We start from the raw sequence: 24815 nt of genomic DNA on the forward strand, positions 1-24815 counted from the left end.
CCGCCTCCAGGCCATCGAGCGGGACACCGACGTGGCCTGAGCTGTGGTGCACACAACTTCGTACTCGGCGGTGCACTCAGAGGAGTACCTGGACAGCTGACGTCACAGCCGCTGTCACCGCGGTCAAAGGCCCACGCGCCCACGAGCGCGCTGTGGCGCTCCGGTCGCTCTTTCGAGCCCTGAAACACACCAAGCTCGTCTTCGCCGACCCCACCCGCGGCGTTCGCATAACCCGTCAGGAACGCTTGCCCACAACTCTGGCCCCCGACCGGCTGGCCGGGCTCTTGGAGACCAGCTCCAACCCGGCTACCCGTCTGGTTCTCGCCTTGGTCGCCCTCCACGCAACAAGCGGCACCGACCTGCGCGACCTCGTCCTCTCCGACGTGCTGCTCACCCGACGGCAACTTCTGATCCGCCGCCCCCACGGCCGTCACGTCGTACACCTCGACGACACCACAGCTGCCCTACTGCACGCCTGGCTCCGCTACCGCCATCAGCGTTGGCCACGCACCGTCAACGCGCACCTCCTGGTCACTCAACAGACCGCCAGCGCGACCGATCCTGTCTGCGCGGACTACATCTACAGGCGCTTCGATCCCGCCGGCCTGACTCTGCGAGCAGTTCGCGCCGACAGAATCCTGACGAGGCCCGCGAGACCGAAGATCCCGTCCACCTCGTCCGTGTCTTCGGAATCTCCATCACCACTGCCATGAAGTACATCCACGCTGCCCACCCCCACCGCGCCGGACCTGTTCCTCACTGAGGCAGACGGCCACCCCGGGAAGCACGTGCACCCCCAATAGGGTCACTCCAGGACCCCGACCTGCCTTCACGATGGCGGCAGCCCAGTACTGAGTCTCTCGGCAGGCACTCGCTCGATGCGGGTCCAGCCCCTCCAGCCCCGCTCCTCCAGGACTGCCAATAGCCGCGCGGCGTGCGGTGAGGACTCGACCATGGTCGAGTCCAGCAGGTCGACGAACTGGTCGTCGATGCCGTCGTCGGCACCCACCTCGCCAGCCTCCACGGCGCGAACCATCAAGCACTCCCCTTGGCGGCCCGCATCCCGGCCAGCCACATACGGCAGGCTTTCGCCTCGTCCAGCGAAGGCCAGCGAGTGTGCTGCAGAATGAGCTTGTTCTCTATCTACCAAGATCGGCCAGGTCGTCCGATGGCCTTGAGGTCTCGGGGCGTTTGACGGTCTTACCGACGTCGTAGCGGGGTGCGGGATGGCGGTTCTTGGTCCTGGGAGGTCGTCCGGGATCGGCGCCGCGAGGGTGGGGAACACAAGCCGGGCAGAGCAGGTGGGCCCGGATGTTCCTGAACCCCCGGCGGACCCGGGCCGGGGTGAGGCGTTCGGGCTTGGCCGGCTTCGCTGCTGCGCGCGGAACTGGCCACCGAGGCCGGGCTGCCGGCCGGCGTCGTCAATGTCGTCACCGGCGGGCTGACCGCCGGACAGGCACTCGTCGAGCACCCGGACGTCGACAAGATCGCGTTCACCGGCTCCACCGCCGCGGGCCGGACCATCGGCCGTGCCTGCGCGGAACGCTTCCGGCCCGTCACCCTGGAACTCGGCGGCAAGTCCGCCGCGATCATCCTCGACGACGCCGACCTGGCGCAGGCGGCCCAGCAGCTCGCGTTCCTCAGCTTCGCCAACACTGGACAGTCCTGCTACCTCAACTCCCTTGTCCTGGCGCCGCGTTCCCGCTACGAGGAGGTCGTGGAGATGCTGCGGACCCGCCGGCGCCTTCGTCCTCGGCGACCCGACCGACTCGGCCACCACCATGGGCCCCCTGGTGACGAGCCGTCAGCGCGAGCGCGTCGAGGCCCATGTCGCCGCCGCGATCGAGGACGGCGCCCGGCTGGTGACCGGCGGCGCCCGCCCGGCGGACCTCGCCCAGGGCTGGTACTACGCCCCCACCGTCTTCGCCGACGTCGACCCCGACTCGCGCCTCGCCCAGCAGGAGGTCTTCGGCCCCGTGGTCGCCGTACTGCCCTACGACGGTGACGACGAGGCTGTGGCTCTGGCTAACGACACCGACTACGGGCTGGCCGGCTCCGTCTGGACCCGGGACCAGGAGCGCAGTCTCGCCGTGGCCCGACGTGTGCACACTGGAACCATCGGCGTGGGCGGCTGGATGCTCGAGAACACGGCTCGCTTCGGCGGCCGGAAGGCGAGCGGACTCGGCCATGAACTCGGCCCCGAGGGGCTCGACGCCTACGTGGCGCTCAAGTTCATCAACGTCCCTGCCCTCTAGGCCCTTGGAACCCCTTGAGCCCTCACGAAAGAGCACGTCATGCGCATCCAAGCCGCCCTCGTCGAGGCCCCCGCGGGCCCCTTCACCGTCCGCGATGTCGACATCGAACCGCCCCGGCCGGACGAGATCCTCGTCCGTGTCACCGCAGCCGGGATCGGCCACACCGACCTGACGATCCGGGTCATGTGGCCTGGGTCCATGCCGTCGGGTTCTCCAACGGCGGCCAGATGGTGATCCGGCTCGTGCACGAGGTCCCCCACCTACTGGCGGGGGCCGCGGTCATCGGCGCAACGCAGCCGGTGGAGAGCAACTTCGCCCCAAAGAACCCCCAGGACGAGCCAGTGCCGATCATGTTCATCCACGGCACCAGAGACCCGATCGTGCCCTACGAGGGCGGCATGGCAAGCATGTGGGGCTTCAACCCGCGAGGCATCGGGCTCTCGGCCGTGCAGACCGCCCACTACTACGCCCGGCGCAACGGGATCACCGCCGACCCCGTCCGGGAGCACATCACCCCGGCCAGGAAGAGAACCGGGACGGCGGTGGAGGCGGTCCACTACCGCCAGCCCGGACACGCGCCCGTCTCCTTCTACGCCGTCCACCGCGGCGGCCACACCATCCCCCGGCACGCGCAAGGCTCCGTTCGTCCTGGGACGAACCGACATGGCCTTCGACACCGTCACGGCGATCGCCGACCACTTCGCGCTGCCCGTCAGCTGAGGCCGGCGTACGCCTCAAGACCCACATGTGACCGAGCGCCAACCGCCAAGGCCTGAGCATCACCCAAGCTTCAGAGGGCGGGCCCAGACCATTCCGCCACCGTGTTCAGGGATGACGAGGTGGCCCATCGCTGATCCCTCGCGGCTCCCTCTCGGACCGGCCCAGGTGCTCGACGATCGCGTCCGCCAAAGCGCTCATTCCGGCGCTGTTGGGATGGAAGGCTCCGACGACGCCAGAGGGGCGAAGTCGTTCCGGCAGTCCGGTCACCCATGGTTCGGCCGCGCCGAGACCGTGGGCGTGGCTACGCCGCCGCATCGCTACCAGTTCCGCCCCGGAACGGGCGGCGGCGCGCGTGAACACCTCCGCGACCTGGTCCCCAGTCGGCGGAAATCCTCCAGGTCCCCCGTGTCGAAGGGGGTCGCACGGCTGGGGCGGGTGTCGGGTCCGACGACCGTGAGGTAGTCGACCAGGACCACCCGCGCGTGCTCGGCCCTGCGCCGCGTCTCCTCCACGACGCGGGCCAGACCGGCCGCCGCCCTTTCGACATCGACCTCCGACGGTCGCGGCACTCCGTTGTGCTTCCATGCGGTACCCAGCGGCCGGGAGAGCGCGTAGGACGACAACCGGCCCGCCACACCGAGCCGCACCATGCTGCCGATGTAGCCGAGGTCGTTGCCGCCGGCGGTGAGCGTCACCAGGTCGGCGTCTTGCGGCAGTCCGGCCAGCTGGGGCGGAAAGGTGTGGAACAGCACCCGTTGGGACGTGGTGGTGATCGTGTCCGTCGTCGCTCCGCTCACCGTGAGGTCCGTGAGCTCGGCACCGAGCCGTTCGGCCAGCAAGTGTGGGTAGTTGCGTGCCGAGCGGCGCGCCCGGCGGTCAGCGAGCGGTTCGATGCCCGGCCCCGCAGCGTACGAGCTTCCGAGTGCCGCGATCCGCCGGATCGGGGTGTTAGTCATCAGGGGTTTCTCCTTCGTGGCGGAACGCGCATCTGCGCGGCCCGCGCGAGGGTTGGTGGCCGCACACCTGCCGCATTCACCTTCATGCAGACCATCGCCGGCTTCAGCACACACGTCGCCCGCCTTCGCGGCACCACCGCGATGGGCGTTCGTGACCAGGTCATCGACCTCTTCGTCCACGGACTGCACCCGGGCACTCGGCACGGATGAGCCGCGACATACCCCGGTTCGGCATGGGCGCTCCTCCCGTTGGTCTCGGAAGGCGGTGCGATCGTGGTGCCGGTCGAGTGCCGCCTGGCGGCGGCGCCTCTCGCCGGTCGCGAGGAGCGGACACGGGATCGGAGGAACATGGCAGCGGTCCTCACGATCCATCACTTCGCCCCGGACCAGATAGTTGGTCGCGACATCGACTCGCCAGGCCAGCGAAGCTCCTTCGCCAGGCACGGCGCCACCCACCTGGCGGGCATTTTGACCGCACCAACGCTTTCGGCTGGGAGCCCCAGGTATGGCCCCTGTGACCTCAGTGTGACGCAGCATCGAGGCAGCAGGACTTGGGGCAGCATTCACCACGCCCGCCTCGGCGATCGCCCCGAGTCGGAGATGGTGTCCCAGGCGGAACGACTTCCCAGGGAACGGCCGAGCCGGAATGCACTTCACAGTCAAGGGTTCTTGGCGACCGGGGAACACATGGACTGGTGAGCCAGGCGGCCTGCCGAGTCCTGTCAGAAATTGGTCCCGGGTTCTCGCGCGATGCTGAGACGGTTGATGTCGGTGGTGTGCAGGACGAAGGGGCCCTCGCCAGTGAGACGGGCTGCGGAGATCATGGCGCGTCCCAAGTCGTCGGTGGTGGTCACAAGGTTCGGGATCAGACGCCGTAGCAGGGGGAACAGCCGGCCAGTGAGCCGGTAGAGCACGCGGTAATGCGCGGTGCGGGAAACGGCGCCGCTCACGGGCTGGATGAAGCCGGGGCGAAGCATGTAGGCCGTGAACGGCATTGCCAGCAGCTCGTTCTCGGTGCGGCCCTTGACCCGGGCCCACATGGCACGCCCCTTCTCGGTGCTGTCCGTACCCTGCCCCGACACATACACGAACGTCGTTGAAGGGTTGGCCACGCTCAGAGCTCTCGCGGCAGCGATGGTGTAACCGTACGTGACGCGGGTGTACTCCTCCTCGCTGTGGCCGACGGCCGAGACGCCGAGGCAGTAGAAGCAAGCGTCGACATCCTTCAACACGTGCAAGATGGCCGCGTAATCAGTGAAGTCGGTGTGGATGATCTCCCGCGCCTTGGGGTCCTGAAGGCCGAGCGGCCTCCGGGTGACAACCAGCACCTCGGTGACCCGACTGTCCAACAGGCAGGCGCGCAGCGCGCCGTGTCCGACCATCCCGGATGCTCCGAAGACTACAACGCGCACAACTGCTCCAGGTGAGGGTGGAAGTAAGCGATGGGGCGATCACAGGTTCGAGGAGGGCTGGTTGTCTCGGCCTTGGTGACAAGCCGTTCACCTGGACCAAGTCAGCCGACGAAATCTTCGAACGCCTCGCCGGCTACTTGCACCGCCTGCCGAACCCCAAATCCTAGCTATGCAGCTCTTCCGGGACTCAGGACACTAGCTCGTCATCGATTGGATCAAGCGGTCGAACGCCCGGTCGGGGAGAAACTTGCGCAAGAAGAGCGCGGGCTTCGCCTGGTAGCCGGTGGCGTATCGCGTTCGCGGCCGGGCGGCCGTCGCGGCCTTGACGACCGTCTTGGCGACGACTGACGGATCGGAGAGCCGTTTGCCTGCGAACAGCTTCGCCGTGCCGTCGGCCGTCTTGTTCGCCGCAGCGGCATAAGGGCCCGACCCTGAAGCCTTGCGAAGATTCTCGACGAGCGTGTCTCCGAACGGGGTACGGATTCCACCCGGCTCGATGATGACGACATCGACACCGAAGGGTGCCATCTCGACCCGCAGTGCGTCCGACCACCCCTCGAAAGCGTGCTTGGCAGCGTGGTACCAGGCCGCGAAGGGCGTGTGGAACTTGCCGCCCACCGACGTAATGTTGATGATCGTTCCCGAGCGTGCTGCCCGCATCACCGGCAGGACGAGCTGAGTCAGGCGCGCCGGGCCGAAGACGTCGACCTCGAACTCGTGGCGGGCATCTGCGATGGACACGTCTTCGACCGCGCCGTAGGCCGGATAGCCCGCGTTGTTGACGAGGACGTCGATGCGGCCCTCGCGGTCAAGGATCGTCTCGACGCAGGCCTCGATCAAGGCGTTGTCGGTGAGATCGAGAGGCAGGACATGGATGCCGTGCGCTTCCAGCGCCTTCATCCGATCCACCCGGGGGGCAGCGGCGTACACCGTGAAGCCTTGCTTCTTGAGAAGGCGTGCGGTGGATTCGCCGATTCCGGATGAGGCGCCGGTGACCAATACGGTTCCTGAGCTCATGAGAGTCCTCTTCGGTTTCGTTTGCGACATGCGGGTCAGTGAGCGACTCGGACGGGGAAGGTGACGCCGGTCATTTCCTGGGAGACGGTCCACAGCGGCGGGCGGTGGCGGGGTCGCTGGCCGCGGCCGAGCGGGCGACCGCCGACTACGCTGTTGGCGCCGGTCACGACGGCGGTACGGCCGCTCTGCCGGGGATGTCGGTGGTGTTCCAGGGCTGGGCGTTGTCTGCCACGATCCCAATGTATACGGCGATCACAATGTAATCAAGGACCACAATGTAGCTACTGCTCACACTAGATTGGTCTGGGCCCATTGCAGAGAACCGCTCCCGCCACGAGGGAAACCTCTTTACGGCACTGCTCTTCACGCGGGCCGGACAGACGCTGCGCGAGCGGGGATCGGGCACGCTGTTCCTGCGGGAACGGGCCCTCGGCATCGGGGTGAGCCCCGCCGCGCCCGGTCGCCACTTCAATACCAAGCAAGCTCTTCTGGACGCCCTGACGCTGCCCCGCTTCGAACGCCTGACCGAGGCCATGACGGCGCCTCCGGACGAGGCATGTCAACGGCCATTGAGATGCAGTGGTGTTCCTGGGGTGGGAGGGCAGTTCAAGGGGACCACTCCATTCCCGGCGAGGGCCTCGGCGAGGCGGTGCGAGTCACCGGTGGTGGTCACGAGGTGAGGGTGGTGCATGAGGCGGTCGGTGGACGCGCCCGCGAGAGTCTTCGGCATGATCGTGTCGAAGCCATCTGGGGCTGGATATTGCTGGTCACCGCGATGGAGCGACGCTCGTCGGCAGCGTCGATGATCCGGTAGAACGCCTCGGCGGCGTCCTCGCCGACCGGCAGCAGGCCGATGTCGTCAATGACGATCAGGTCGGCCCGGCAGATCCGGTCGACGGCGCGGGCGGTAAACCCGTCGACCTTCGACTTGATGATGGCGGTGCTCAGCGTCTCCAGGGCGAACCAGGACACCCCCATGTCCTTCTCGATCGCGGTCTGGGCGAGGCCCTCGGTGAAGTGCGACTTTCCCGTGCCGGACGTCGGGGCCGGCGATCACCAGGTTCTCGGCCCGGCCGATCCATTCCAGGGTGATCATGGGGCGTGCTCTATGCGAAGCGATGGCTTGTTGCGCCGCTGTGCAGCAGGACATCGAGGGCTTGGAGAACGCGTTCGCGGCACGAGCGGACCGAACCTACCTCTACCGCCAACGCGACCTCCTCGAACGCGTCCACGCCGCCGCAGCCGCCCCACCGGAAGGAGGCCGGATCGCGGCCGTCGGCCGTGCCTCGCTGCGGGCAGACCTGACCAACGCGCTGGAACGAAACAGGAGGCTGACAGTCCGGGTCCGGCAGTTGGAGCGGCGTCTGTCCGAGAGCCTCGGTGAAAACGCCTGGAAGGAATCCGGCCTTGGCGCGTCCGCCGACATCGACCAGCTTCAACGCCGCATCACATTGCTTGAGCAAGATCTGGCCGACATAAGCGGTCAACTCGATGAGCGGACCGAGGAACTCGATGCGGCGCGAGCGGCCAACCGGAAACTGACCCGGGCACTGAACCAGGTCCACTGACGCATCTGCGCGGCTCCGGCGTCCTTGCTTCAGTGCCCGTTTCTGTAACCAGCCGCCTCTGTCGCCAGTCTGTGAAAAATGACCCTCAGCCAGTTCTGGTTGGTCCTTCTGATCACCCTGTGCGGCTGTACTGCGGCGCGCAGCCGCGCAGGATGGACGCGATCAGGTCGTCCAGGCCGTGCTCGGCCACCTCGGGCGGCAGCATGCCGCTGACCGTCAGGCCGGCGTATCCGTGCAGCGCCGCGAAGACCGGTAGTGCAACGCGTTCCAGCTGCCCTTCGCGCACTTCGCCCCGGCGTTGCCCGTCGCCGATCAGCTCCAGCAGGTGTTCGGACCACAGCTGGGCGGCCGCGCCCAATGCCTCCGACGCCTCCGGGCTGTGCTTGACCGAGAACATCAGGTCGAGCAGTGCGGCGTTGGCCACGGCGAAGCCCACGTAGCCGCGGGCCGCGGCATCCATCCGGGCGGCGAACGTCTCACCGGCACCTTCCTGCGAGGCTGCCAAGGTCTCGGCGAGCCGTTCGAACCCGGTCATTGCCAGGGCGTCCAGCAGTGCCTGCTTGGACTTGAAGTGGCGGCTGGGTGCGGCGGGGCTCACCCCGATCTCTCGGGCCAGCTCGCGCAGGGACAGCGCGCCCGATCCCTTCTCGCGCAACGTCTGCTCGGCCCGCGTCAGGAGCGCGGCGGGGAGGTCTCCGTGGTGGTAGGGGCGGTTCTTCATGCCCTCAGCCTAGCCGGGAATGAGCGACGCCTACATTGTTTATGTTGCCCACATTGTGATCGGTGTATACATTGGAGTCATGGCAAAGCACACGCACACCCAGCCCTGGAACACCACCGACATCCCCAACCAGACCGGCCGCACCGCCGTCGTGACCGGCGCCAACAGCGGCCTCGGCCTCGCCACCGCACAGGCACTGGCCGACGCGGGCGCCCACGTCGTCCTCGCCGTACGGGACACCAAGCGCGGCGAGACCGCCGCCGCGACGGTGAACGGCAGCGTGGAGGTCCGCCGGCTCGACCTGGCCGACCTCTCCTCCGTGCGCGAGTTCGCCGCCGGCTGGCACGGTGACCTGGACCTGCTCATCAACAACGCCGGCGTCATGAACGTCCCCGAGGGCCGCACCAAGGACGGCTTCGAGACGCAGTTCGGCACCAACTACCTGGGGCACTTCGCCCTGACCAACCTGCTGCTGCCGCACATCACGAACCGCGTGGTGTCCCTTTCGTCCACCGCACACAAGGCCCCGGGCAGCCCCCGCATCCACTTCGACAACCTCGACCTGACCGGCGAGTACGACCCGATGACCGCCTACAGCCAGTCCAAGCTGGCGATGCTGCTGTTCACCCTGGAACTCCAGCGACGGCTCACCGCAGCCGGCTCGCCCGTCCGCGCGCTGGCCGCCCACCCCGGCTGGTCCTCCACCAACCTCCAGGGCAACGACGCCAGCACCCTGCGGCGCCTCCTCTGGCGCCTCGGCAACAAGTTCATCGCCCAGGACGGCCCGGCGGGCGCGCTCAACTCCCTCTACGCGGCCGTCCAGGACCTGCCCGGCGGCAGCTTCGTCGGCCCCGACGGCATGTTCGAGATGCGGGGCACCCCCGCCCTGGCCGGCCGCTCGGCAGCGGCTAGCGACCCGGCCTCCGCCCGCCGCCTGTGGACCGCCTCCGAAGAGCTGACTGGCGTCACCTTCCCGGAGACGATCGCGGCAGTTCAGTCCTGAAGCCGTGTCCGGCCCGTCGGGTCGGCGGTCCTGCGGTGGTACGGGTGGCCGCACTCGGTGGCACGGAGGCTCGGGCAACCGGTGCGCCGGCAGCCGCGTCGCGGGGCTCGACTGTCCACCTCGCTTTGTCTTCAGGGCACTTCACGATGGAAGGAAGGCCGAACCATGCCCGAAAACGTAGTTGTCGTCGGAGCCGGGCAGGCCGGCAGTGAGCTCGCAACAACGTTGCGTCAGCGCGGCTGGAACGGCGGCATCACCCTCGTCGGGGACGAGGTGAGCCCGCCGTACCAGCGTCCGCCGCTCTCGAAGGGCTTCCTCCTCGGAAAGCTCTCCCGGGAGAAGCTCTACCTCAAACCCGCCGCGACGTACGAGCGCTTCAACATCGCACTGCGGCTGGGCACATGGGCGGAAACGATCGACCGGGCGGCGAAAGAACTCGTCGTCAGCGACGGCAGCCGACTGCCGTACGACAAACTCGTCCTGGCGACCGGAGGCCGCGCGCGCCGCCTGACACTGCCGGGCGTCGACGTGGACCAGCTCGACAACCTCTTCACCTTGCGCCGGATCGACGACGTCGACGCGCTGCGCCCGCAGTTCGTCCCCGGCCGCAAGCTCGTCCTCATCGGCGGTGGCTACGTCGCCCTGGAGATTGCCGCCGTGGCCACACAGCTGGGCCTCGACGTCACCGTCGTCGAGGCGGCTCCTCGACTGCTGGCGCGCGTGACCGGGCCGGAGGTGAGCGGCTTCCTTGAGGACGTTCACCGCTCCCACGGCGTCCGCTTCCGGCTCGCCGCTACGGTGGCCAACGTGGCCATGGATGCGTCGGGACACCGGGTGACCGGCGTGGAGGTGTCGGCCTCCGGGGTCGTGGAGCGGCTCGACGCCGACCTCGTACTCGTCGGAATCGGCATGGAGCCGAACACCCACCTGGCCTCCGCAGCAGGTCTGGAGGTCGACAACGGCATCGTCGTCGACGAATTCGCACGCACAAGCGACCCGGACATCCTCGCCATCGGCGACTGCGCCAACCAGCCCAGCGCCTACGCCGGCAGGCGCATCCGGCTGGAGTCGGCGCCCAACGCCATCGAGCACGCCAAGGTCGGCGCAGCGACCATCCTCGGCCGACCACAGGCGTCCACGGCAACGCCGTGGTTCTGGTCGGAACAGTACGACCTGAAGCTCCAGATGGTGGGCCTGTCAGCCGGCCACGACCGGTGCATCACCCGAGGCGGCACGGGCACGGCCATGTCCGCCTTCTACCTCACGGGCGACCGGGTTGTCGCCGCCGACGTCATCAGCCGGCCGGCCGACTTCGCCACCGCGCGGCAGCTCGTCACCAGCGGCCGGCCCGTCGACCCCGAGCGACTGGCCGACAGCGAGATCCCCCTGGCCCAGGCCGCACTCTGATCCCGGCCGCGCCCACGGTGCGGTGACTGCTCCGTGAGCCCGCCGACGAGGCCTGCACAAGGGCCGCCTGTTCATGAAACACACCCACGCAAGGAGAGGCAGTTCCACCATGCCCAAGATCACCTTCATCGAGGACGACGGCACCGAGCACGCCGTCGAGGCCAGCGCCGACGAGTCGGTCATGCAGGCCGCGATGGACAACCTCGTCCCCGGCATCGTCGCCGAATGCGGCGGCTACGCCAACTGCGCCACCTGCCACGTCTACATCGACCCGGAGTGGGCCGACAAGCTGCCTGCACCCGAGGAGGCCGAGGAAGTCATGATCGAGGCCGCCTTCGACGTCCGGCCCACAAGCCGACTGTCCTGCCAAATCCAGGTGACCGAGGACACCGACGGCCTGATCGTGCAGCTCCCCGCCTCCCAGACCGGCGCCTGACCCGCCCATTCCTTCCTGCACCACCCTGACGAGAGAGGTGACACGATGACCACAAGCTCCACGACGGGCATCCCCGCGCACGTTCCGGAAGACCGCGTCGTCGACTTCGACTACCTGCGGCCGACCGGCATCGACGAGGACCTGCACCTGGCCTGGAAGAACGCGCAGGACACCCTGCCCGACATCTTCTGGACCCCCCGCAACGGCGGCCACTGGGTCGTCACCCGCGCCGACGCCATCAAGGCAATCCAGCTCGACCACAAACGCTTCTCGCACGCGCGCCTCACGATCGGAGGCGAGTACGTGCGCGAGGGAGCCGTCGTCCAGATGGACCCGCCACGGCACGCCTCGTACCGGATGCTCATATCTCCCACGTTCTCCCCCAAGGCTGTCGCAGCCCTGGAGCCGATCGTGCGGGAGACCACGATTTCGATCGTCGAAGAGCTGCGTCCCAAAGGAGAGTGCGAATTCGTCGGTGACTTCGCCAAGATACTGCCCGTCGTCGTCTTCCTCGGCACCGTCGACCTGCCGCTGGAAGACCGCGACTACCTCCTGCCGCATGCGGAGAAGATGCTCCGGCCGCGCGATGCGCAGGAACAGCGCGAAAGCCACACAGCCCTGGCCGAGTACGTCGCCCGAGCCCTGGCCGCCCGGGCCGAGCAACCGGGCAGCGACCTCCTCAGCAAGATCGTGACGGCGAAGATCGGTGGCGAGCCCATCGCCTTCGAGGCGGCCGTGGCTCTGTCCCAGGTCGTCCTGGCCGGCGGTCTGGACACGGTCGCCTCGATCCTCGGCTTCGTCATACGGTTCCTCGCCCTGAATCCGGGACACCGACGGCAGCTGATCGACGACCCCTCCCTCGTGCCCAACGCCGTCGAGGAACTCATCCGCCGCCACGGGCTCATCAACACCGCCCGGCTGATCACGCAGGACACCGAGTTCCAGGGGATGCAGCTCAAGGAGGGGGAGCAGATCCTCGTCCCCAACCACCTCTACGGCCTCGACGAGCGACAGGTCGACAACCCGCTCGTCGTCGACTTCACCCGGCCTCATCCCGAACAGCACTACGCGGCCTTCGGCAACGGCCCCCACAGGTGTCCGGGCTCCTTCCTCGCCAAGACCGAACTCACGGTGTTCCTCCAGGAATGGCTCGCCCGGATCCCGGACTTCGTCATCAAACCCGGCACGACGCCGCGCATGGCATCCGGCGCCGTCAACACCACCCACGAGCTCCACCTCGCGTGGGACACCGACCCCCGCTGACCCACCGCTCAGCCCACCCCGCCGGCAGATCAGCGCCATCACACCGGTCCTCCGGCACCAAGAACTCAGGAGCAATCATGTCCCAGATCACCTTCACCGATCGTGTTGTCGCGATCACGGGCGCCGGCCGAGGACTCGGCCGCGAGCACGCCCTGGACTTCGCCCGCCGGGGAGCGGCCGTCGTCGTCAACGACCTCGGAGGCACCGGCGCCGGGGCGGGGGCCTCGACGAGCGCCGCCGATGAGGTCGTGGCCGAGATCCGGGCCGCCGGCGGCCGGGCCGTGGCGAACTACGACTCCGTCAGCACCCGATCGGGCGGCCAGGCGATCATCGAATGCGCGATGGACTCCTTCGGCCGCATCGACGCGGTCGTCAACAATGCCGGTTTCCTGCGCAACAAGGTGTTCGAGGACCTGGGGGACGCCGAACTCGACGACATCATCGACGTGCATCTCAAGGCGGCGTTCTACGTCACTCAGCCCGCCTACCGTGTCATGCAGCATCAGGGCTACGGGCGGATCGTGTTCACGTCATCGGCCTCCGGCGCCTTCGGCAGCCCGGAGCAGACCAACTACGGCGCGGCCAAGGCCGGTCTGCTCGGCCTCACCAACTGCCTCGCCTGGGAAGGGCGCAAGCACGGCATCCTCGTCAACGCCGTGCTCCCCACCGCCGGTACCCGGCTGGCCAAGGAGATGAGCCAGCAGTGGTACGAAGAGATGGTCGGAGAGATCCACCCCGACGCGGCCATCCTGGCACCCACCAACGCCCCCTCCTACGTCACGCCCGTCGTGGTCTACCTCGCAAGCGAGCAGAACACGTCCACGCGCGGGTTCTACTCAGCCACCGGCGGCCGATTCGCCAAGGTCGTCCCCGCGGTGACGCACGGCTGGTCCGGCCCGCTGGAGCGTCCGGCCACCGCGGAGGAGATCGCCGAACACTTCGCCGACATCGAGTCCGACGAACACGGCTACGACCTCCCGGAGAACGTGATCGACGAGGGCCGCCCCGTGCTGGCGCGCAGGCTTCAGCAGACGGGTTCCGCATCCGTCGGGGCCTGATCTCCCGTCGCAGGTCGCTATCACTGCTGGTCGCAGCCTTACAACTGAGCACAACACGCAACACCACCCCGTAAGGCGGCCGAAGCCATTGCACCTGGCTTCGGCCGCCGCGCGCAGTCTACGGACGACGCACTCTGTCCGTCCCGGCCCGAACCTCGCCTCCGGCGTCGCGCCAACCGCGTGCAACATCGCCCTGTCCCGTAGGGCGGCCGACGACGCGCCGAAGACCTGTCCGAATTGATCGACGGGGCTTCGCTTTGGTGGAACCCGTGTTGAACACGGATTCCTGACCTTGGACACGCGGTCGCCGGCAGAGTGTTGCGGCTACTAAGTGGGGACGGACAGCTGCTGCATAACGGGCATCGTGCCAGGAGTCGTCCCGATTCACCGCAAGTATCCCGGAGTGCGGACGACACGGCCACCGATCCTCTGCACACACGCCCCCTTACACCAGATCACCCGAGTGGTCGCCATGTCCCCTTCAGGAACAGGCACTCATCGCGATGTCCAGCCGGCGGCGCATCCCACCCGAATACGTGGACACTCGCCGCGCGCCCGCCTCGCTCAACGAGAAACGCCTCAGCAGGTCATCCGCAGTCGCGCCAGGGTCCTTGAGGTGGCGCAGCCTGGCGACCAGGGCGAGGTTCTCCCGGCCGCTGAGGATCTCGTCGACGGCCGCGAACTGCCCGGTGAGACTGATGGACTCCCGCACGTTCGCCGCTTGCGTGGCGACGTCGAAGCCGTTGACGCTCGCCCGCCCCCGCGTCGGCTTTCAGGAGCGTGGCGAGGATCCTCACGGCCGTGGTCTTGCTTGCCCCGTTGGAGCCGAGCAAGGCGAAGATGCTGTCCGGCACCACGTCGAAGTCCACACCGCGCAGCACTTCGAGCTTCCCGTACGACTTCTTGAGACCTTGCACGCGAATCGCCGGACCGGGGATCGATTGGGCTGTCATAGTCATCTGCCTCCTTCGCGGAGCTGTTCCAGCCGACTGCACGCCCGACCACGGCACTCAGATCGCCGACCGGCCAGACACACTGCAGCAATGACGGGCCGCTCGCCCCGAGCTCGTTCGGCCGCGAACCCGCCATACTCATAGGTGTCGGTGAACCACTCACGCGTCGGTTCCTGCGACTCACCGGCCAGAAATCGACGAACCCGCCTGCTTCTCCCGGCGGCAAGACCCGCGGCCCAGAAGGCTTCGCCGCCGCGGCGGTCCGCGAGCTCGCCGAGGAGACGGGCCTGGTCGCCGACCCGGCGGATGCGTACGTGGTGACGATGCTGGTCGACGACAGCCACGGCATTCCACGCCTCACCGCCGTCGTCCGCATCACTGCGTGGACGGGCACCCTGACCAACCCGGAGGAGGACAAGTTCGACCGCTGGGAGTTCTTCGACCTGCACGCTCTCGCCTGTGTCGGAGACATCTTCGTCCCCGCCGCATCCGCGTTGGATGCCGTATGGCCCGGCGTCATCCCGGACCTGCCGCCCGTGATCTCCTACCCGCTCGCCGCCGACCGGCCGCCGGTGCCGGGTGAGCCGGCCGAGGCCGTCCGGCTGCGGCAGGCGATGGCCCAGATGGTGATCGACGGCGGCTGGGCCCCGTCCGAGCCGGTGCGTGACGCGCTGCGGACCGTGCCCCGACACCGCTTCGCCCCGGAAGCGCATATGGCGGCCGCGTACGACGGCGGCGACCGCGCCCTCGTCACCCGCCGCGACGAGACCGGGACGGCGATCAGCTCGGTGTCCGCGCCCTGGCTCCAGGCCGACATGCTCGAAGGCCTGTGCCTGAAACCAGGCGCGATCGTGTTCGAGGCGGGCTCCGGTGGCTACGACGCCGAGCTGATCGCTCACGTCGCCGGGCCCGAGGGGCGAGTGGTGACCGTCGACATCGACCCGTGGGTCGTACGCCGCACCCGCGCCTTCCTCACGGAGGCCGGCAGTGGACGCGTCACCGCCGTCGAGGCCGACGCAGCGCTCGGCGCCCCGGCCCACCTCGTGCCCCGCGGCGGCTTCGACGGCAGCGTGATCACGTACAACTGCTGGGACGTCGCGCCGGCCTGGCGCGAGCAGCTGGCCGAAGGCGGGCACCTCGTCCTGCCGCTGGAGCTGGGCGGCTACACCCGGACGATCGCGTTCGAGCGGCGCGGCGAGGTGCTGCATGCCCGCCGCTTCACCTACTGCGGCTTCGTCCGCGACCAGGGGCAGCAGGCCCATGCCGTCCCGGTCGTCCCTCTCCTCGGCGGCGCGCTGACCCTTCGCTTCGACGACGGCGCCGCCGCCGACACGGAGGGCCTGGAGGAGGCGCTGCGCGGACGGCGGCACGAGGTCGCGACCGGCGTGACCATGGGAGCGGGCACCTATTTCGGCTCCCTTCAGCTGTACGCGGCCACCACCCTGCCCGCCTTCTGCCGCCTGGTTGCCCATCAGGACCCGGGAGATGGGGTGACCGGCGTCGCGGTGGACCGGGACGCACCCGCCATCGTCGGCGACGCCTCGCTCGCCTATCTGATCCAAATCCAGACGAAGGACGGTGACCGCCCGGAGGACAAGGAGTGGGAGTGGGTCGTGCACGCCTTCGGCGCGGGGGGCCCGCAGCTCGCCGATCAGCTCGCGGCCACGGTCCGGGCCTGGGACCGCCATGTCCGCGCCGAGGACAACGACCAGCACGCCGATCCCGTGCTGACGGTCCACCCGGCCGGCACGCCCGACCATCTGCTGCCCGCCGGGGACGTCTTGGACAAGGAGCACTCCCGGCTGGTGTTCCGGTGGCCGGGCCGGGACGGACACCTCCCGGCCCCGGCCCGGGGCGCCGACACGGTCACGGCGACCATGGGAGAAGCATGATCGTCTGGCTGAACGGCCCCTTCGGCGGCGGCAAGACCACCCTCGCCGACGGGCTGTGCCGCACCGTGCCCGGCGCGACGGTCGCCGCCCCGGAGACCGTCGGCGACCTGCTGCGCAGCACGCTCGCCGGACACGCCCTGCGGCCCAGGGACTACCAGGACCTGCCGGTGTGGCGGCAACTGACCGGCGCCTTCGTCGCCGGCCTGGCCCGGCACACAGGCGGCCACGCCATCGACACCAGCTCCCTCACCCCCGAGCAGACCCTCCACACCGACCCGTCCACGCCGGTCGGCGCCCGTCCACGACCTTCCGGGCCGAGCGCGCGGAGCGGGGTCGAGAGCACGGCGGCCGGTTCCCCCTCCGCGGTGGTGTTCGTGCCACCGCACGCCCCCGACGACCAGGTCCGCCCTGGCATGCGGCACGGCGGCGCTTGCGTGAGCCTCTGAGCGCGCCCGCGCCCGGCCTCCACAAGCGCCGCCCGTCCGGAGCGTTCAGCTGCCGGCGCGCGTGTAGGTGAGGAACACTGCGCCGCTCTTGAGGACGGTGTGGTCTGCGAGTGTCCAGGTACGCGGGTCGAAGGCGGCCTTGCGGGAGAACAGCGGGATGCCGTCGCCGATGGTCAGCGGGCCGACTTTGAGGATGAGCGTGTCGATCTCGGCGTACAGGGAGCCCGCGAGCTCGGCGCCGCCCAGCAGCCAGATGTCCTTGCCTTCCTGCTGCTTGAGTTCGCGCACGGTCGCCACCGGGTCGTCGGCGACCAGTTCGACGGCCGAGTCCGGGCTCTCGGTCAGGGTCCGGGAGAACACCAGGTGGCGCAGGTGGGGGTAGGCGTCGGGGATGCCGGCCGCAAGGCCGATCTCGTAGCTGCGCCGCCCCTCCAGCACGGTGTCGAAGTGCGTGCCCTCCGCCGTGACGGACAGTGCCTGCCGGGCCTGGACGGGCAGTGTCTCCGGGTACTCGGCCACGAGGTGCTGTATGTAGTCCTCCGTTATGGGCCAGAAGCCGTTGGGACCGGTGGGGTCCCCGCCGTCCGGGCCCGCGATGAAGCCATCGAGCGTGGTGGCGATGTAGTGGACGAGTTTGCGCATGCCGGGTCCCTCCGTTGGTCACGCTGTCGCGTTGCGGCCCGGCACGGCCGGGTGGCGTGCCAAGATGCGAGGCCGCTGCATGATCATGGCACCCGTCCAGCCGACGCGAGCACCGTGCCGTCAATCTCGTGAGCATTCGTCCGTGTGCTCGGGTCGCTTTGCCCACTGCAAGTGACAGCGTCTGGTGGCCATTTGGGCAGTAGTTGAACCCTGGTGCGGTCGGGGGCTTCGTGCTTCCTGGAGCCGCTTCACCGCCGACCTTCATCGCCCCCGACATCCTCACCGGCGGGCTGTTGGAGTCGCTGTGTGCGAGGAAGACACGGTGGGCGAACACCTACCTCATCGCGCGCTCCCGGCACCAGCGAAGGGAACCTGGGCCGCGGGGGCCGCCTGCTGGCCCGGCGGGTGCCTCCACAGGCCCTGTGTCCGGAGCTTCGGCAGTACGCCCTCGCCGAACCAGTACGCCTCCTCCAGGTGCGGATACCCGGAGAAGATGAACTCCTCGATCCCCAAGGCGGCGTACTCCTTGATCCGTTCGGCGACCTCGGTGTGACTGCCGACCAGGGCGGTTCCCGCCCCTCCGCGCACCAGTCCGATGCCCGCCCAGAGATTGGGGTGAATCTCCAGCCCGTCCCGGCTCCCGCCCCCGTGCAGGGCCAGCATCCGCTGCTGGCCCTCGGACTCGCTGCGGGCGAGCCCCGCCTGCACCTGCCGTACGGTCTCCGCGTCGAAGCCCGCCAGCAGCCGCTCCGCCTCGGCCCAGGCCTGCTCGGAGGTGTCGCGGGTGATGACGTGCAGCCGGATTCCGAAGCGGAGGCTGCGGCCCTGCTGCGCGGCCAGCTTCCTGATCCGGGCGATCTTCTCGGCGACCTGTGCGGGCGGCTCGCCCCAGGTGAGGTAGACGTCGGCGTGGCGCGCGGCGATCTCTCCGGCGATCGGCGAGGACCCGCCGAAGTAGACCTCCGGAATCGGGTCGGGCAGCCGCGCCAGCCTGGCGTCCTCGACCCGGAGATGCTCGCCGTGCAGGTCGACGGTCTTGCCCTCCCACAACTCCCGTACGATCTGAAGGAATTCGCCGGTACGGCGGTAGCGGGCGTCCTTGTCGAGGAAGTCGCCGTAGGCCCGCTGCTCGTGGCTCTCGCCGCCGGTGACGACGTTCAGCAGCAGCCGTCCGCCGCTCTGCCGCTGGAAGGTGGAGGCCATCTGGGCGGCCAGCGTGGGCGAGATGAAGCCGGGGCGGAAGGCGACCAGGAACTTCAGCCGCTCGGTGTGCCGGCTGACCATCGCGGTGGTCAGCCACGCGTCCTCGCACCAGGCGCCGGTCGGGGTGAGCACGCCGACGAAGCCCAGGTCCTCGGCGGCGCCGGCGATCCGGCTGAGATGGGCGACCGTCGGTGGCCGGTCCTGTCCGGAGGCGGTGGCGGGGGTGCCGTGACCGCCGCCGACGACATGGCGGCTGTCACCGTTGGTGGGCAGGAACCAGTGGAAGGTGAGGGTCACGCGGGGACTCCGATCGGCCGGTTGTCGGGGTGCGTCACAGAAGGTGGTGGCGGGGCGGCCCTGAGGCAGCGTCGCCCAGGACCGCCGCGCCACTCAGCCGGTGGCCGCCAGCAGCGTCGTACGACCGCCCAGCGCGGCCGAGAACTGGTCGGTGACCTGGAACAGCGCCTCGGCCGAGCCCGGCGCGACGGTCACCGTGCCGTTGTCGCCCACGGTGATGTCCTTGTCGAGGGTGAACCAGCCGGGGGTGATGTGGGCGGGGCCCATGGAGGCGAGGACCGGGCGCAGGGCGTAGTCGATGGCCAGGACGTGGGCGGTGCTGCCGCCGGTGGCCAGCGGCAGGACGGTCTTGCCCACCAGCGCGTACTGCGGCAGCAGGTCCAGCAGCGCCTTCAGCAGCCCGGAGTAGGCGGCCTTGTAGACGGGGGTGCCGATCACGACGCCCTCCGCCTGCTCGAACAGGGCCGCGGCCCGGACTATCGCGGGATGGCCGAAATCGGCGTGCAGCAGGGCCTCCGGCGGGAGGGTGCGCACGTCCAGCGGGATCACCTCGTGTCCCTGGGCGGTGAGCCGCTGGTCGAGGTGGCGGAGCAGCCGTCCGGTGCGGGAGGTCGGGGAGGGGCTTCCGGAGACGGACAGGATGGTGGCCATGACGGGACCTTTCGGTTGGTCGGGGGGAACGTCCTCGGGACGGGCGTGGGCATCAGCTCGGCGGCTGGGACGAATGCCCCCTTCGGCGCCATTCCTCCGCGAGGAGTTCGTACGAGCGGACCCGGTCCTTGTGGTCGTGGGTGATCGTCGTGATGAGCAACTCGTCGGCGCCCGTGGCCTCCTGGAGCTGTTCAAGCCGGTCGGCCACCCGGCCCGGGGAGCCGACGAACTGGGTGTCGAGACGGTCCTGGACGAGGGCCTGGTCCTCGTCGGTCCAGGTGCGGGCGCGCGCCTCCTGCGGGGTGGGGAACTCGATGGCGCCCTCGGCGGTGCGGATGCTGCGCACCCACGGGCCGTAGCCGGTGGCGAGTTCGCGGGCGGTGGCGTCGTCGTCGGCCACGACGACGTCGGCCGAGACGCTGACGTAGGGCTTGTCGAGCACCTCGGAGGGCTGGAAGTAGGCCCGGTAGCCCTCCACCGCCTCCAGGACCGTGGCGGGGCTGACGTGGTAGTTCGCCGCGAACCGCAGACCGTTGCGGCCCGCGACGGACGCGCTCTCGCCGCCGCTGCTGCCCAGGATCCACACCTGGAGATCGGCGCCCTCTCCGGGCACGACATGCGCTTCGACACCCTCCGGGGAGCGGTAGGTGCCGGCGAGCAGGGCCAGGATGTCGTCGATCTGCTCGCCGTAGTCCTGCGATTCGGCGCCCGGCAGCAGGAGCAGCCTGCGCTGGAGGGCGATGCGGGGGGAGCCGAGCAGCTGCGCGAAGGAGAAGGGGGGCGGGATCAGCAGGCCGTTCGGGGCGCGGCCGTCGACGACCGGGGTGGTCGTGGGCGGCGGTGTGTCCGACGGTCCGGGCGGGCGGCCCCCGGAGCGGCCCAGGCCCAGATCGAAGCGGCCCGGGTGCAGCGCGTCGAGCAGACCGAACTCCTCGACGGTGGACAGCGCGGTGCGGTGACCGAGCTGCACGGCGCCGGAGCCGAGCCGGATGGTCGAGGTGGCGGAGGCGGTGAGGGCCAGGACGACGGCGGGTGAGGTGCCGGCCACGCCGGGGTTGAGGTGGTGCTCGGCGAACCAGTAGCGGGCGTATCCCAGGCGCTCGGCCTGCTGCGCGAGGTCGATCGAGTTGCGCAGGGCATCGGCCGCCGTCGAGCCGGACGGGATGGGTACCAGGTCGAGGACGCCGAGGGCGATGTCAGACATGGACGGACTCCTGGGTGAGTGGTTGCGTCGGAAGCACGGGGCCCCACGCGAAGGGTGGGTCGGGGATCTCGCGCCGCAGCACCGGGGCGACGTCGGACTGGAACAGCTCGAGGGAGGCGCGATGCGCGGCGTCGGACAGTCCGCCGGCGTCGGCGTGGAGATGGAGCACCGTGTGCCCGAACTCCTCGTGGTAGCGCCGCACCTTCTCGATGACCTGCTGCGGGCTTCCGATCAGGGCGGAGCTGCGGGTGACGAAGTCCTCCAGGGTCTCGAAGACCACCGGCAGGCCCGCCTGCTTGGCGTAGGCCAGGTTGGCCTCGAAGACCGGCCGGTAGGCGGCGAGGGCCTGTTGGGAGGTCGGGGCGATGTGGACACCGGCCGTGCCGGCACCGACCGCGATCCGCGCCGGATCGTGACCGTAGTGCTCCCAGCGTTCCCGGTAGTGGCGGATCAGCTCGGCGTACGGCTCGATGGGGTGGGTGACGTTCGCCGAGAACAGCGGGTCGCCGTAGCGGGCGGCCAGGTCGACCGACTCCTTGCTGGTGGCGCTGCCGTGCCAGACCCGGATCGGCTGCTGATACGGTCGCGGCCACACCTCGGCGTCCGTCAGTGGGGGGCGGAACCGGGTGTCGGCGGTGACCTTGTCCTGCCGCCAGGTCTTCCGGAACACCTCGTAGCTCTCGGCGTTGCGCTCCCACTGATCCTCGGGCGTGACCTGGAACAGTTCGCGCTGGGCGGTGCCGTTGCCCTTGCCGATGATCAGGTCGAGGCGTCCGTCGGAGAGGTGGTCGAGGGTGGCGTAGTCCTCGTACGCCCGGACCGGGTCGAGCAGGCTGAGCGTCGTGACGGCCGTGAACAGGCGGATGCGCCTGGTCAGGGCGGCCACATGGCTGAGTACGACGGTCGGGGACGAGGAGATGAAGGGCCGCTCGTGCCGCTCCCCCACGCCGAAGCCGTCGAAGCCCAGCTCCTCGGCCAGGACCGCGTTGTCGAGCACCTCGCGGAAGCGGTCGTGGGTGGACTTCTGCACCCCGGTGACCGGGTCCGGGCGGTGGGTGATGAGGGTGATGGCGAGGAACTTCACGACGCCACCCGGTCCTCGACGGCGTCGGGGTGCGCGAGCCCCAGGTGGTGGCGGAGGGTGGGGCCCTCGTACTCGGTGCGGAAGACGCCCTGTTCCTGAAGGAGCGGGACCACCTTGTCGGCGAAGTCGTCGAGGCCGGTGGGGGTGATGTGCGGCACGAGGATGAAGCCGTCGCTGGCGTCGGCCTGGACGTGGTCGTTGATGCTCTTGGCGATGGTCGCCGGGGAACCGACGAAGGTCTGCCGGTTGCCGGTGTTGATGACCAGGTCGCGGATGGACCAGTTGTTGGCGGCGGCCAGCTCTCGCCACTCACGGGCGGTGGCCAGCGGGTCGCGGTACATGCGCACCTGGGCACGGCCCTTGGAGATGTGGTTGTCGCTGACGTCCGGGTCGATGTCGGGCAGCGGCCCTTCGGGGTCGTAGGAGGACAGGTCCCGGTTCCAGACGAACTCCAGGTGCTTGATGGCGGTGGCGCCGCTGACCTGCTGACGGCGCACCTCCCGGGCGAGTTCCTCGGCCTCGGCGTCGGTGTCGGCGAGGGCGAAGGAGGCGGCGGGCAGGATCAGCAGCTGGTCGTGGCGGCGGCCGTACTTGGCGAGGCGGTTCTTGACGTCCGTGTAGAAGGCCTGCCCTGCCTCCAGGGTGGCGTGCCGGCTGAAGATGGCGTCGGCGCTGGAGGCGGCGAACTCGCGGCCCTCCTCGGAGTCGCCGGCCTGGAAGATCACCGGGCGGCCCTGTGGGGAGCGCGGGACGTTGAACTGGCCGTGGATGTCGAAGTGTTGACCGGTGTGCGTGAAGGAGCCGGCCTTCGCGTCACGCAGGAAGACGCCGGTGGCCTGGTCGGCGACGATCTCGTCGCCGTGCCAGGAGTCGAAGAGCTCGTGCGCGGTGGCGAGGAACTCCTTGGCGCGGGAGTAGCGCTGGTCCTGGGGGAGGAAGCCACCGCGGCGGAAGTTCTCGCCGGTGAAGGCGTCCCAGGAGGTGACGACGTTCCAGGCGGCCCGGCCGCCGGAGAGGTGGTCGAGGCTGGCGAACTGGCGGGCCACCTCGTAGGGCTCGTTGAACGTCGAGTTGATGGTGCCGGTCAGGCCGAGGTGGTCGGTGACGGCGGCGAGCGCGGCCAGCACGGTGAAGGTGTCGGGGCGGCCGACGACGTCCAGGTCGTAGATCTTTCCGCCCTGTTCGCGCAGGCGCAGTCCCTCGGCGAGGAACAGGAAGTCGAATTTGGCGCGTTCGGCGGTACGGGCGAAGTGGGCGAAGGAGCTGAACTCGATGTGGCTGCCGGCCTTCGGGTCGCTCCACACGGTGGTGTTGTTGACGCCGGGGAAGTGGGCGGCCAGGTGGATCTGCTTCAGCGGTTTGCTGGTCATGTCGGTGCGGGGTCCTTCCGGCTCAGGCGGCGGCGTAGCGGTTGGCGGGGCGGTCGAGGCCCAGCAGACCGCGCAGGGTGTCGGCTTCGTAGGCGGTGCGGAAGACACCCCGGCGCTGGAGTTCGGGGACCAGGCCGCGGGTGATGGCCGGCAGGTCGTGTCCGGCGACGGCGGGCCGCAGCCGGAACCCGCTCAGGCCTTCCTCCGCCAACTCCTGCAACACGTCGGCGAGTTGTTCGGGGGTGCCGGCGAAGACGCGGGCGTCGCTGGTGTACGGCTCACCGGCGAGGGCGTCGAGCCGTGCTCGGCGGTCCTCCGCGGCGGTGACCTGGTCGTCCAGGAAGACGACCAGGTCACCGAAGATGTGCAGGGGTTCACCGGCCCGCCCGGCGGCCTCCTGCTCGGCCCGGATCTCGGCGACGATCGCCCGGGCGTGCGCGGTGTCCTGCGGGGTGACATAGCCGACGTCGGCCTGGCGGGCCACCAGCCGGTAGGGAAGGGTCCGGTGGGCGAGGGCGGTGACCAGGGGCTGGCCCTGGGGCGGCCGCGGGGTGATGGAGGGCCCCTTGACGCTGAAGTGCTTGCCCTGGAAGTCGATGTAGTGCAGCTTGTCGCGGTCGATGAAGCGTCCGGTGGCGGCGTCCCGGATCTCCGCGTCGTCCTCCCAGCTGTCCCAGAGCCGGCGCACGACCTCGACGTAGTCCGCGGCCTCGTCGAAGAGTTCGGTGAGGCGTTCCTGCCCGGCCGGGCTGTCCAGTTCGCTCAGCTCGATCGGCGGGAAGGTACGGCGGCCGAAGTGGTCGAACTCGTGCGGCCGGGCGGAGACCTGGACGCGCAGGCCCGCGCGGCCGGTGCTCACGTAGTCGAGGGTGGCGATCGCCTTGGAGATGTGGAACGGCTCGGTGTGGGTGGCGATCACGGTCGGCACCAGGCCGATGTGCCGGGTCAGGGGTGCGATCCGGGCGGCGGTCAGTACGGCGTCCAGCCGGCCGCGGACCTGGTCGGTGCGGCCGTCGAGTTCGCGGTAGTGGGAGGACTGCAGGCCGAGGCCGTCCTCGAAGGTGACGAAGTCGAGCAGTCCGCGCTCGGCCTCGGCGACGAGGTCCGCCCAGTGTCCGGCGGTGAACAGGTCGCGGGGGCGGGCGACTTGCTCGCGCCAGGAGGCGGGGTGCCAGCCGGTTCCGTCGAGGGCGACGGCAAGGCGCAGAGGAGAAACGGGAGTTGAGGACACGAGAGTGCCTTCCTGGAGGTCCGTAC

The 24815-nt window shown here is 69.4% G+C and carries 25 protein-coding genes and 3 pseudogenes; 13 read left to right on the forward strand and 15 right to left on the reverse strand.

From position 1 onward, the window contains the following. Positions 1-829: 829 nt before the first annotated feature. Both ACFVIU_RS32235 and ACFVIU_RS32240 read right to left on the reverse strand, forming a co-directional pair. Positions 830-1036 carry a hypothetical protein gene (locus ACFVIU_RS32235; protein WP_385846875.1) on the reverse strand — a complete coding sequence of 69 codons (207 nt, stop codon included), beginning with the start codon at positions 1034-1036 and terminating at the stop codon, positions 830-832. 107 nt (positions 1037-1143) lie between these two features. Then, a pseudogene (locus tag ACFVIU_RS32240) lies at positions 1144-1370 on the reverse strand (transposase); the annotation flags it as partial. Positions 1371-1405: 35 nt separating this feature from the next. Between ACFVIU_RS32240 and ACFVIU_RS32245 the strand changes: the two are divergent. The 4 genes and pseudogenes from ACFVIU_RS32245 to ACFVIU_RS32260 form a co-directional block, all read left to right on the forward strand. Then, positions 1406-1687 (forward strand): annotated as a pseudogene (locus ACFVIU_RS32245) (aldehyde dehydrogenase family protein); the annotation flags it as partial. Positions 1688-1793: 106 nt separating this feature from the next. Continuing rightward, positions 1794-2255, forward strand: a complete 462-nt coding sequence (locus tag ACFVIU_RS32250) for an aldehyde dehydrogenase family protein (protein ID WP_385846876.1) — start codon at positions 1794-1796, stop codon at positions 2253-2255. Positions 2256-2294: 39 nt separating this feature from the next. Beyond that, a complete protein-coding gene (locus ACFVIU_RS32255; protein ID WP_385846877.1) occupies positions 2295-2489 on the forward strand; it encodes a hypothetical protein in 195 nt (64 codons plus the stop codon). Next, a complete protein-coding gene (locus ACFVIU_RS32260; RefSeq protein ID WP_385846878.1) occupies positions 2483-3031 on the forward strand; it encodes a hypothetical protein in 549 nt (182 codons plus the stop codon). The genes ACFVIU_RS32255 and ACFVIU_RS32260 overlap by 7 nt, the downstream gene beginning before the upstream one ends. Positions 3032-3292: 261 nt before the next feature. Here ACFVIU_RS32260 and ACFVIU_RS32265 read toward each other — a convergent pair whose 3' ends face one another. After that, on the reverse strand, positions 3293-3931 hold the full coding sequence (locus tag ACFVIU_RS32265; RefSeq protein ID WP_385846879.1) for a GDSL-type esterase/lipase family protein: 639 nt from the start codon (positions 3929-3931) through the stop codon (positions 3293-3295). Between the two features lie 84 nt (positions 3932-4015). Here ACFVIU_RS32265 and ACFVIU_RS32270 point away from each other — a divergent pair, with 84 nt between their 5' ends. Next, positions 4016-4141 (forward strand): hypothetical protein, encoded by a 126-nt coding sequence (locus ACFVIU_RS32270; protein ID WP_385846880.1) that lies wholly within the window; start codon positions 4016-4018, stop codon positions 4139-4141. A gap of 512 nt (positions 4142-4653) precedes the next feature. On the opposite strand, the gene ACFVIU_RS32275 is transcribed toward ACFVIU_RS32270, so the two are convergent. From ACFVIU_RS32275 to ACFVIU_RS32285, 3 genes are all read right to left on the reverse strand, one after another. Further along, positions 4654-5343, reverse strand: coding sequence for an NAD-dependent epimerase/dehydratase family protein (locus ACFVIU_RS32275; protein ID WP_385846881.1), 690 nt, complete (start codon positions 5341-5343; stop codon positions 4654-4656). A gap of 195 nt (positions 5344-5538) precedes the next feature. After that, positions 5539-6360 carry an oxidoreductase gene (locus ACFVIU_RS32280; RefSeq protein ID WP_385846882.1) on the reverse strand — a complete coding sequence of 274 codons (822 nt, stop codon included), beginning with the start codon at positions 6358-6360 and terminating at the stop codon, positions 5539-5541. A gap of 669 nt (positions 6361-7029) precedes the next feature. Continuing rightward, the gene (locus ACFVIU_RS32285; protein WP_385846883.1) at positions 7030-7338 is read right to left on the reverse strand and encodes an ATP-binding protein; all 309 of its coding nucleotides are present in this window, start codon (positions 7336-7338) and stop codon (positions 7030-7032) included. Between the two features lie 158 nt (positions 7339-7496). On the opposite strand from ACFVIU_RS32285, the gene ACFVIU_RS32290 reads away from it, so the two are divergent. Then, on the forward strand, positions 7497-7928 hold the full coding sequence (locus tag ACFVIU_RS32290) for a hypothetical protein (protein WP_385846884.1): 432 nt from the start codon (positions 7497-7499) through the stop codon (positions 7926-7928). 112 nt (positions 7929-8040) lie between these two features. Here ACFVIU_RS32290 and ACFVIU_RS32295 read toward each other — a convergent pair whose 3' ends face one another. Beyond that, a complete protein-coding gene (locus tag ACFVIU_RS32295; RefSeq protein WP_385846885.1) occupies positions 8041-8649 on the reverse strand; it encodes a TetR/AcrR family transcriptional regulator in 609 nt (202 codons plus the stop codon). Between the two features lie 79 nt (positions 8650-8728). Here ACFVIU_RS32295 and ACFVIU_RS32300 point away from each other — a divergent pair, with 79 nt between their 5' ends. The 5 genes from ACFVIU_RS32300 (at position 8729) to ACFVIU_RS32320 (ending at position 13816) form a co-directional block, all read left to right on the forward strand. After that, positions 8729-9652: an oxidoreductase gene (locus ACFVIU_RS32300; RefSeq protein WP_385846886.1), complete on the forward strand. Its 924-nt coding sequence runs from the start codon at positions 8729-8731 to the stop codon at positions 9650-9652. A 165-nt stretch (positions 9653-9817) separates the two neighbouring features. Next, on the forward strand, positions 9818-11059 hold the full coding sequence (locus ACFVIU_RS32305) for an NAD(P)/FAD-dependent oxidoreductase (RefSeq protein WP_385846887.1): 1242 nt from the start codon (positions 9818-9820) through the stop codon (positions 11057-11059). A gap of 109 nt (positions 11060-11168) precedes the next feature. Next, on the forward strand, positions 11169-11495 hold the full coding sequence (locus ACFVIU_RS32310; RefSeq protein WP_385846888.1) for a 2Fe-2S iron-sulfur cluster-binding protein: 327 nt from the start codon (positions 11169-11171) through the stop codon (positions 11493-11495). Between the two features lie 45 nt (positions 11496-11540). Then, the gene (locus tag ACFVIU_RS32315; protein ID WP_385846889.1) at positions 11541-12758 is read left to right on the forward strand and encodes a cytochrome P450; all 1218 of its coding nucleotides are present in this window, start codon (positions 11541-11543) and stop codon (positions 12756-12758) included. 77 nt (positions 12759-12835) lie between these two features. Continuing rightward, positions 12836-13816: an SDR family NAD(P)-dependent oxidoreductase gene (locus ACFVIU_RS32320; protein WP_385846890.1), complete on the forward strand. Its 981-nt coding sequence runs from the start codon at positions 12836-12838 to the stop codon at positions 13814-13816. 493 nt (positions 13817-14309) lie between these two features. On the opposite strand, the pseudogene ACFVIU_RS32325 reads toward ACFVIU_RS32320, so the two are convergent. Then, a pseudogene (locus tag ACFVIU_RS32325) lies at positions 14310-14769 on the reverse strand (ATP-binding cassette domain-containing protein); the annotation flags it as partial. A gap of 173 nt (positions 14770-14942) precedes the next feature. Here ACFVIU_RS32325 and fxlM point away from each other — a divergent pair. Together fxlM and ACFVIU_RS32335 are read left to right on the forward strand one after the other, a co-directional pair. Beyond that, positions 14943-16661, forward strand: a complete 1719-nt coding sequence (fxlM, locus tag ACFVIU_RS32330) for a methyltransferase, FxLD system (RefSeq protein ID WP_385846982.1) — start codon at positions 14943-14945, stop codon at positions 16659-16661. Continuing rightward, entirely contained in the window at positions 16658-17107 is a 450-nt protein-coding gene (locus ACFVIU_RS32335) for an ATP/GTP-binding protein (protein ID WP_385846892.1), read from the forward strand. Before fxlM ends, ACFVIU_RS32335 begins: the two co-directional genes overlap by 4 nt. Before the next feature lie 45 nt (positions 17108-17152). On the opposite strand, the gene ACFVIU_RS32340 is transcribed toward ACFVIU_RS32335, so the two are convergent. From ACFVIU_RS32340 to ACFVIU_RS32370, 7 genes are all read right to left on the reverse strand, one after another. Continuing rightward, a complete protein-coding gene (locus ACFVIU_RS32340) occupies positions 17153-17749 on the reverse strand; it encodes a dihydrofolate reductase family protein (RefSeq protein WP_385846893.1) in 597 nt (198 codons plus the stop codon). 339 nt (positions 17750-18088) lie between these two features. Then, the gene (locus ACFVIU_RS32345; protein WP_385846894.1) at positions 18089-19249 is read right to left on the reverse strand and encodes an LLM class flavin-dependent oxidoreductase; all 1161 of its coding nucleotides are present in this window, start codon (positions 19247-19249) and stop codon (positions 18089-18091) included. Positions 19250-19342: 93 nt separating this feature from the next. After that, on the reverse strand, positions 19343-19900 hold the full coding sequence (gene ssuE, locus ACFVIU_RS32350) for an NADPH-dependent FMN reductase (RefSeq protein WP_385846896.1): 558 nt from the start codon (positions 19898-19900) through the stop codon (positions 19343-19345). Positions 19901-19952: 52 nt separating this feature from the next. After that, positions 19953-21104, reverse strand: coding sequence for an LLM class flavin-dependent oxidoreductase (locus ACFVIU_RS32355; RefSeq protein WP_385846897.1), 1152 nt, complete (start codon positions 21102-21104; stop codon positions 19953-19955). After that, positions 21097-22188, reverse strand: coding sequence for an LLM class flavin-dependent oxidoreductase (locus ACFVIU_RS32360; RefSeq protein WP_385846898.1), 1092 nt, complete (start codon positions 22186-22188; stop codon positions 21097-21099). The genes ACFVIU_RS32355 and ACFVIU_RS32360 overlap by 8 nt, the downstream gene beginning before the upstream one ends. After that, positions 22185-23558, reverse strand: a complete 1374-nt coding sequence (locus ACFVIU_RS32365; RefSeq protein ID WP_385846899.1) for an NtaA/DmoA family FMN-dependent monooxygenase — start codon at positions 23556-23558, stop codon at positions 22185-22187. The genes ACFVIU_RS32360 and ACFVIU_RS32365 overlap by 4 nt, the downstream gene beginning before the upstream one ends. Positions 23559-23580: 22 nt before the next feature. Further along, on the reverse strand, positions 23581-24789 hold the full coding sequence (locus tag ACFVIU_RS32370; protein WP_385846900.1) for an LLM class flavin-dependent oxidoreductase: 1209 nt from the start codon (positions 24787-24789) through the stop codon (positions 23581-23583). Positions 24790-24815: the final 26 nt, after the last annotated feature.

Source organism: Streptomyces sp. NPDC127190 (assembly GCF_042672505.1).
Classification (GTDB): domain Bacteria; phylum Actinomycetota; class Actinomycetes; order Streptomycetales; family Streptomycetaceae; genus Streptomyces.

Bases quoted from the DNA above. Each gene is read 5' to 3' on its own strand.
- ACFVIU_RS32300 (WP_385846886.1), top strand. From the start codon at position 8,729: ATGGCAAAGCACACGCACACCCAGCCCTGGAACACCACCGACATCCCC.
- ACFVIU_RS32310 (WP_385846888.1), top strand. From the start codon at position 11,169: ATGCCCAAGATCACCTTCATCGAGGACGACGGCACCGAGCACGCCGTC.
- ACFVIU_RS32280 (WP_385846882.1), bottom strand. From the start codon at position 6,360: ATGAGCTCAGGAACCGTATTGGTCACCGGCGCCTCATCCGGAATCGGC.
- ACFVIU_RS32355 (WP_385846897.1), bottom strand. From the start codon at position 21,104: ATGTCTGACATCGCCCTCGGCGTCCTCGACCTGGTACCCATCCCGTCC.
- ACFVIU_RS32305 (WP_385846887.1), top strand. From the start codon at position 9,818: ATGCCCGAAAACGTAGTTGTCGTCGGAGCCGGGCAGGCCGGCAGTGAG.
- ACFVIU_RS32335 (WP_385846892.1), top strand. From the start codon at position 16,658: ATGATCGTCTGGCTGAACGGCCCCTTCGGCGGCGGCAAGACCACCCTC.
- ACFVIU_RS32235 (WP_385846875.1), bottom strand. From the start codon at position 1,036: ATGGTTCGCGCCGTGGAGGCTGGCGAGGTGGGTGCCGACGACGGCATC.
- ACFVIU_RS32255 (WP_385846877.1), top strand. From the start codon at position 2,295: ATGCGCATCCAAGCCGCCCTCGTCGAGGCCCCCGCGGGCCCCTTCACC.
- ACFVIU_RS32295 (WP_385846885.1), bottom strand. From the start codon at position 8,649: ATGAAGAACCGCCCCTACCACCACGGAGACCTCCCCGCCGCGCTCCTG.
- ACFVIU_RS32315 (WP_385846889.1), top strand. From the start codon at position 11,541: ATGACCACAAGCTCCACGACGGGCATCCCCGCGCACGTTCCGGAAGAC.
- ACFVIU_RS32285 (WP_385846883.1), bottom strand. From the start codon at position 7,338: ATGGGGGTGTCCTGGTTCGCCCTGGAGACGCTGAGCACCGCCATCATC.
- ACFVIU_RS32340 (WP_385846893.1), bottom strand. From the start codon at position 17,749: ATGCGCAAACTCGTCCACTACATCGCCACCACGCTCGATGGCTTCATC.
- ACFVIU_RS32270 (WP_385846880.1), top strand. From the start codon at position 4,016: ATGCAGACCATCGCCGGCTTCAGCACACACGTCGCCCGCCTTCGCGGC.
- ssuE (WP_385846896.1), bottom strand. From the start codon at position 19,900: ATGGCCACCATCCTGTCCGTCTCCGGAAGCCCCTCCCCGACCTCCCGC.
- ACFVIU_RS32320 (WP_385846890.1), top strand. From the start codon at position 12,836: ATGTCCCAGATCACCTTCACCGATCGTGTTGTCGCGATCACGGGCGCC.
- ACFVIU_RS32260 (WP_385846878.1), top strand. From the start codon at position 2,483: ATGGTGATCCGGCTCGTGCACGAGGTCCCCCACCTACTGGCGGGGGCC.
- ACFVIU_RS32365 (WP_385846899.1), bottom strand. From the start codon at position 23,558: ATGACCAGCAAACCGCTGAAGCAGATCCACCTGGCCGCCCACTTCCCC.
- ACFVIU_RS32265 (WP_385846879.1), bottom strand. From the start codon at position 3,931: ATGACTAACACCCCGATCCGGCGGATCGCGGCACTCGGAAGCTCGTAC.